3 protein-coding genes are annotated in these 5,793 nt (G+C 59.7%); 2 read left to right on the top strand and 1 reads right to left on the bottom strand.

The features are described 5' to 3' along the window. Both DH08_RS12680 and DH08_RS12685 read left to right on the top strand, forming a co-directional pair. A partial coding sequence (locus DH08_RS12680) for an amidase family protein (protein WP_246800804.1) occupies window positions 1-656 on the top strand: 656 nt, incomplete at its 5' end. 674 nt (window positions 657-1,330) lie between these two features. Continuing rightward, the gene (locus tag DH08_RS12685; RefSeq protein WP_192179636.1) at window positions 1,331-2,128 is read left to right on the top strand and encodes an aspartate/glutamate racemase family protein; all 798 of its coding nucleotides are present in this window, start codon (window positions 1,331-1,333) and stop codon (window positions 2,126-2,128) included. Between the two features lie 1,436 nt (window positions 2,129-3,564). On the opposite strand, the gene DH08_RS12690 is transcribed toward DH08_RS12685, so the two are convergent. Further along, the gene (locus DH08_RS12690; protein ID WP_192179637.1) at window positions 3,565-5,220 is read right to left on the bottom strand and encodes an MFS transporter; all 1,656 of its coding nucleotides are present in this window, start codon (window positions 5,218-5,220) and stop codon (window positions 3,565-3,567) included. Between the last annotated feature and the right edge of the window lie 573 nt (window positions 5,221-5,793).

Raw genomic sequence — 5,793 nt, forward strand, 5'->3', positions numbered from 1 at the left:
GGGGAGCGTTTGATCTCGATCCGGAAATTCTTCAAGCAGTCGATACAACTGCTGCACTCCTGGAGGATATGGGCCATGTGGTTACGGAGATGGATCCGCCATATGAGCCCGCAGAGAAAACGAGGCTATCTCTCGGCGGCGGCACTCGCTTTGCAGATTCACTTGATGCTGCGGCGCGGGCCGTGGGCAGGACCATCAACGCGAACACGTTGGAACCAGTTAACCTCAAGCATTACGAACGCAGCCGAAATTCTTCACCTGCTTCCATGGGAGACCTACTTGAGGATATCCGGAAATTCCGGTTCCGCGTCGGCGTGGCGATCGACGCCTTCGATATTTTGCTGACACCAACGATGCCCCATCTTGCCCCGCCGCACGGAGGCATCTACTGCACGACCAATCCGAACGTATCCTCAGAGGAGTTCAGTGACGCGGATGGCGCGGCTGCGAATCATCAGTACATGGGTGTATTCAATATCACCGGGCATCCATCTGTGTCGCTGCCGGTGGCCCAGAGCGCTAATGGCTTACCAATCGGCCTTCAAATCGTCGGCCGTTTCGGTGACGAGGCAACGTTGGTGCGTATCTCGCGCGACCTGGAGGAGGCATGCCCATGGCGCCACCGAAGACCAGGCGTGCGAGCGGGACGAAGCTGACAGCGCACCGGAGTTTTGGCTCCCGATGAAGCATAGTTGCCCATTCTGCTGCGTGGGATGGGACGAAGCTGGGCGACTGGATCTGCTCATAGCAGGCGAGCCGCAGTTCGCAAGCCGCATGATGGCCGACTGCCTCGCCGAAATAGTTCTGGAATCGTGAAAAGGTTGCGCAGCATGCTGACGACAGGCAGCAACAGGGCCGATATCCAGAAAGTCTGCCCTGCGGCACCGACAGCACCGCCGCTAATGGCGGTTTGGGAGTGATCGAAACTTAACCTTCCGCCGGATCGCTAGGCCGGCGGAGGGGGCCATGTCCCGACGCACCTGGGAGATTGCCTCACGAAACTCGAAGCTCCGGGCCGTGTTGAAGCTATCGATCGGGCAGCCGCGCTTCGACAAAATCTGTGGCACAGAACCCCGCATCTGAGCACAAGGCCTGTCGGGGCCGGCTCGAAGGCGCTTGCGGACGCTCCGGACAGTTCGCCGAGGCCCGCGCGCACCACCGAGACATGAATTCTAAACAACGATCCCTTGACCAGGTATCCATTTCGTGTACTGAATATTGCGGTGGGCTCTCGGCCCGGCCTCCGCATACGCGAATGCGGGTACCAAGTCAGCCTAAGTCGCAAATAACCGCCCATCAGAAGGTATGGGCTACTGTGAGGTGATACCACATGACCGATTTTCCTCTTGCCGAAGGTAAGCGGTGGCCCCGATTCCCGATAGATAAGCACTCGCCCCGATTCCCGTTCCACGGTGCACCCGTCGGCGTCATGATGCTTGAGCGCGGGTCGAATATGCCCTTCTTACCGGGGGACACTGGCAACGCCACCACGTGGAGCGTCCCCGTGCGCTACAAGGCCGTACCTGGCCTGACTGCGAGCCGGATCTTGGGGCCCGACGCCGGGGAAATGACATCGGCTGTGGTTCAGGCGGCGACCGAGCTGGTACGCGAGGGTGCGCAATTGATCACTTGCGGCTGCGGGTACTCGATCCGATACCAGGAAGCGGTCCGCGCCGCGGTAGATGTACCGGTGTTCCTATCGAGCCTACTGCTCGCTCCTTTCCTCGAAATGATGCTTCCCCCTAACAAGGCACTCGGCATCATTGTGGCAGACAAGGCTGTACTAACTCAGGACATGTTGGAAGCGGCCGGGCTGCGAGCCAACATCGGACGTAGGGTAGTCATCGCCGGACTCGAGGACACTCCCGTGTTCGCGCGCACTTTCCTTAGGGGCGGGGTGGATTATCTAGACGTCGACGCCGTCGAGACTGACGTAGTCAATGCCGCGGTGGCTCTACAAAAGGACCGACCGGACATTGGGATCCTGCTGCTGGAGTGCGGCGACTTGCCGCCTTACGCCGCCGCGGTCCAGCAGGCGACCGGGGGTATCCCGGTCTTCGACTACACGTCGATGGTCGAATTCTTCGTCCGTGGGTTGATACGCAAACCGTTCACGGGACTCATCTGAAGGCTACCGGCTCGAGTGGCGGGGGGGCCGCGGCTGAGGCCCGTAGTTCCCCGCCACAACGAAAAGGAAGCCAAAGCGGTAGCGCTATTCTGGCACGGCATGACTTGCTCGCCAGAGCGCCGCCGATACCAGTGCCTGGTTCGACGCTGAGTTCGGCTCTCTCTGACTCCCCAATGAACTCAGAAACCGTCGCGAGGGCCCTGATGAGCGGGCTGCCAAAATTCAGGCGCAAGTCATTGCACGCGGCTTCCTTAGCAGCGAGACCGCGTGCGGATGGATGTTCCATCCTCTTGGGAAGATCGAATGGTTGGCTTATGTTCCACGTCCCTAATCGGTTCAGTGTTGGTGGAGCGCCGGACAAACCTGGCGAGGCCAGACTCAAATAATTGACACTGCGACAAATGAACGGTTTCGCGGCCGGAGCTTCGCCCACAATTGGATTTTTTGGATAGGGCGCGAATGTGTCCCTCATGTAGGCTGGACTGCAGGCAGGGACTGACCGACTTGCTTCTGGGCAAGTATCCTACAGTCCAGTGGGCGGTCTGCGGGAGCTCCGGCAAGCGGTCGCTGATGAGATCAAGCGTCGGCAAAGGCGTATGTCAGTGGACATGACCATTGGCCGACGACATGCGCCCACCGCCTCATCCGATTGACGTGATGATTTCTGGGTATGCTACTAGTTTCTGGCCAAGTCTCGCGCGCCGCGTCGATGATGGCGTCGCAGTTTCGAAGACTGGGTTTGAGCGTCGGTTGGAGCGCACGAGTTGCCTTCCCACCGGGTTCAGGTCGGGGGATCGCGACGGCAGAAGAACGGCGTGAGGTTCTCCGGCCCGTCGAGATTTGCCGTTGTGTGCCATCCATTCAGCGCGATCCAAGAGCGGCACCGCAGCGCGCCCTTAGGGACCTGACCGTTGATCTCGTCGAGATGGAGCTGCTGGCTTCAGTGTCGGCATGCGACAGAGCCAGGGCAGCGCATTCGACGCGTGCCAGGAACATGGCTCCGAACAGATAGGCGTTCTTGTAGCGCTGGTCGGCGGGCTGTCCGGGGACGCGCGCCCGCATGCTACGGAATTATCGCCCACCGATGCAGAGGTACTTTATTTCGATATAGCCGAAGCGCCACCCTTCACGACCGACCGCTGATTGTTTCACCCGGGCCGATCATGCCATATTCGGGCGCTTCAGCAACGCTAGGCCGAGTTCGTTGATGGTGTCCTTCGGTTCCGAGCCGGATTGCTGCGATCGGTCCCCTGATCGATACAAGCCATCGCAAAGATTGAAGACCATGTTTCGCGATGCAGTGCGAAAGGTTGGGAAGATCTGTTGCGGTGGCAGCTGCTGTATCGGCACATCCGGAACGTTCTTCCAGCTACGGCAATCACGGGGTGGCAAGGACAACGAGCAAGTAACGGGGAATGATGTTGGAGGGTCAAGCTTCAATGGCGGGGAAAGAACGGGACCAACCGTTCGCCCTTGCGGGCCGAGCTTGTTGGCCGCTCGATCAAGAGCGTCACTAGAGGAGGAAGCTCGCCCGCGTGCAATTGGAGAATACTGTCATCCAGTTGCTTGTCTTCTGTCGTGAGGCGATGGTTCAGCCGCAGGTAGTCCGTCCAGGTCGGCGTGTGGAATATCTCTGTCCATTGCATGGGTTTCTGCAGGTTGCGCTGGAGCGTCCAGTTCCGAGCACCGACGCGGCTGTGTACATGACGGCGCTCGCGCATGAGGTCGAGGAAAGCCTCGAGATTCTTCTCAGCTATCAGATATTCGACCTTGACCATGATCGGGCCGCTTCTCGGCTTCAAATTGAGAGCGACAGCCGGGGCATCAAATTCCTCCAAAGGATCGGGCTCGGACTCGTTGCGCTCGCGAAGAGGAAACAGCACGCCGGCTGCGGCGACGAGCAACAGGGCAGCCGCGGAACCCTCCAGCGCCCAGGTCAGGGAATAGTTCTGGGAAACCGTGCCCCATACCCAGCTGCCAGCGGCGATGCCGCCATCTATCAAGGCATAGTAGATCGAGATGGTGCGCCCCACGACCCAGCGCGGGCTGGCCAGCTGCACGCTCACGCCAACCCCGGACCAGGCGGTGACCCAACCCGCGCCACCCAAGGCGAGGGCAATTGCCGCCACCGCAATCGAAGAGGTCAGCGCCAGGGAAAGGGAGCATGCCGCACAGGCGACGCAGGAGAGCCTCATCAGCCTTTCCTGCGATAAGCTCCGTCTGAATGTGCCGTTGGAGAGGCCGGCGAAAACGGCGCCGGTCCCGAAGCCGGCCATGAGCGTGCCATAGGCGAGCGGTCCTCCCCCCAATTGATCGCGGACAACCAGCGGCAACAGCGCGAGTATGGCGATGCTCGCCAGACCAAAGAGGGTTCCGCGCGCGATCGCCGCCTTGATTTCCGATGACATCGCCGTGAAGCGCAGCCCATCATAAATCGCCGTCCTCATCGACTCGCGTGGAAGAGGTGAGGAGCGAACCTTCCACTTGCAGCGCCATATGGTGCCCAGGGGCACCATATAGGTGAGGGTGGTCACACAGAAGGCCGCCATAAGCCCGAATGAGGCAACCACGATACCGCCGAGGGCCGGGCCCACGGTCCGGACAGTGTTGAAGCCGACGGAGAGCAGAGTGACGGCAGCGGGAACGTCGCGTCGATCCACGATATCGCCGACAGACGCTTGCCAGGCGGGATCGTTGAGAGCACCGCCGCTTGCGATCAAGAAGCTGAAGCCGAGGATCAGCCACGGATTGACAAAGCCCAGCGCCACAACAGCGGTCAGCATCGCAGAGGCTATCACCATAACGCAGCGGCCGGCGAACATGACCCTGCGACGGCTGAAATTGTCGGCGAGCACCCCGGCGAAGACAGATAAAATGAACGCGGGCAGATTCGATGAAGCCTGTACCAGCGCAACCATCAGATCGGAAGTCGAGATCGTCGCCATCAGCCAGCTGATGGCAACAGTCTGCATCAGCCAGCCGAGGCTGGAAACCTGCGTCGCAAGCCAGATCGAGCGAAACGTGCGGTTTCTGAGCGGCGCAAATGTCGTCAACGAATCTAAACCCGTATCTTCTGCCGCCACCCTGCTCATTTTTCGCAGCGTTCGCCTCCCGTCCAACGTTCGCATAGGATCGCATGCTAGAAAGTCAATGCAGCCATCCCTCACGCTGGGTAGTACGATTCAGCCAGACTGTGCCGGCCAGAATCCGGTTCGTGAATTTCCTTCAGTCGAGGATCGAGCACGGGTGGGCTTGCGTCAAATGCAGTATTCATATTTTGGGCATCTAGCGCCGAGATGGCTCCAAGCTGCGCTGGCCGTTACCTGCCTACGTCGACCTGACGAATGAGGTGGCGCAGAAGGCAGCGCGCTCATCGGGTGGACCTTGGGCGGTTTTTGCGCATGATTCCGTTCCTTGTCCTCGCATAACGTGTCTTAATTCTTAAGGGCGCCGCTCGGGGCGCGTTCGATACCTGACATCAGTAAGTTTCACCCTGGATTTGCCACATCAATCAACGTCGACCTGATGAACTGGGAGGCGGTATCAGGGCTTCGCCGGGCTCGAGTCCATCTCGTTGCCAGATGACGAATATCCAAACACTGAATTTGACGTAAGCCGCCCCGCGATTGATCCTCAACAATCGAAACTCAGTCAGGATTACAGGG

It is taken from the genome of Mesorhizobium amorphae (genome assembly GCF_014843845.1).
Taxonomy (GTDB): Bacteria; Pseudomonadota; Alphaproteobacteria; order Rhizobiales; family Rhizobiaceae; genus Mesorhizobium; species Mesorhizobium amorphae_A.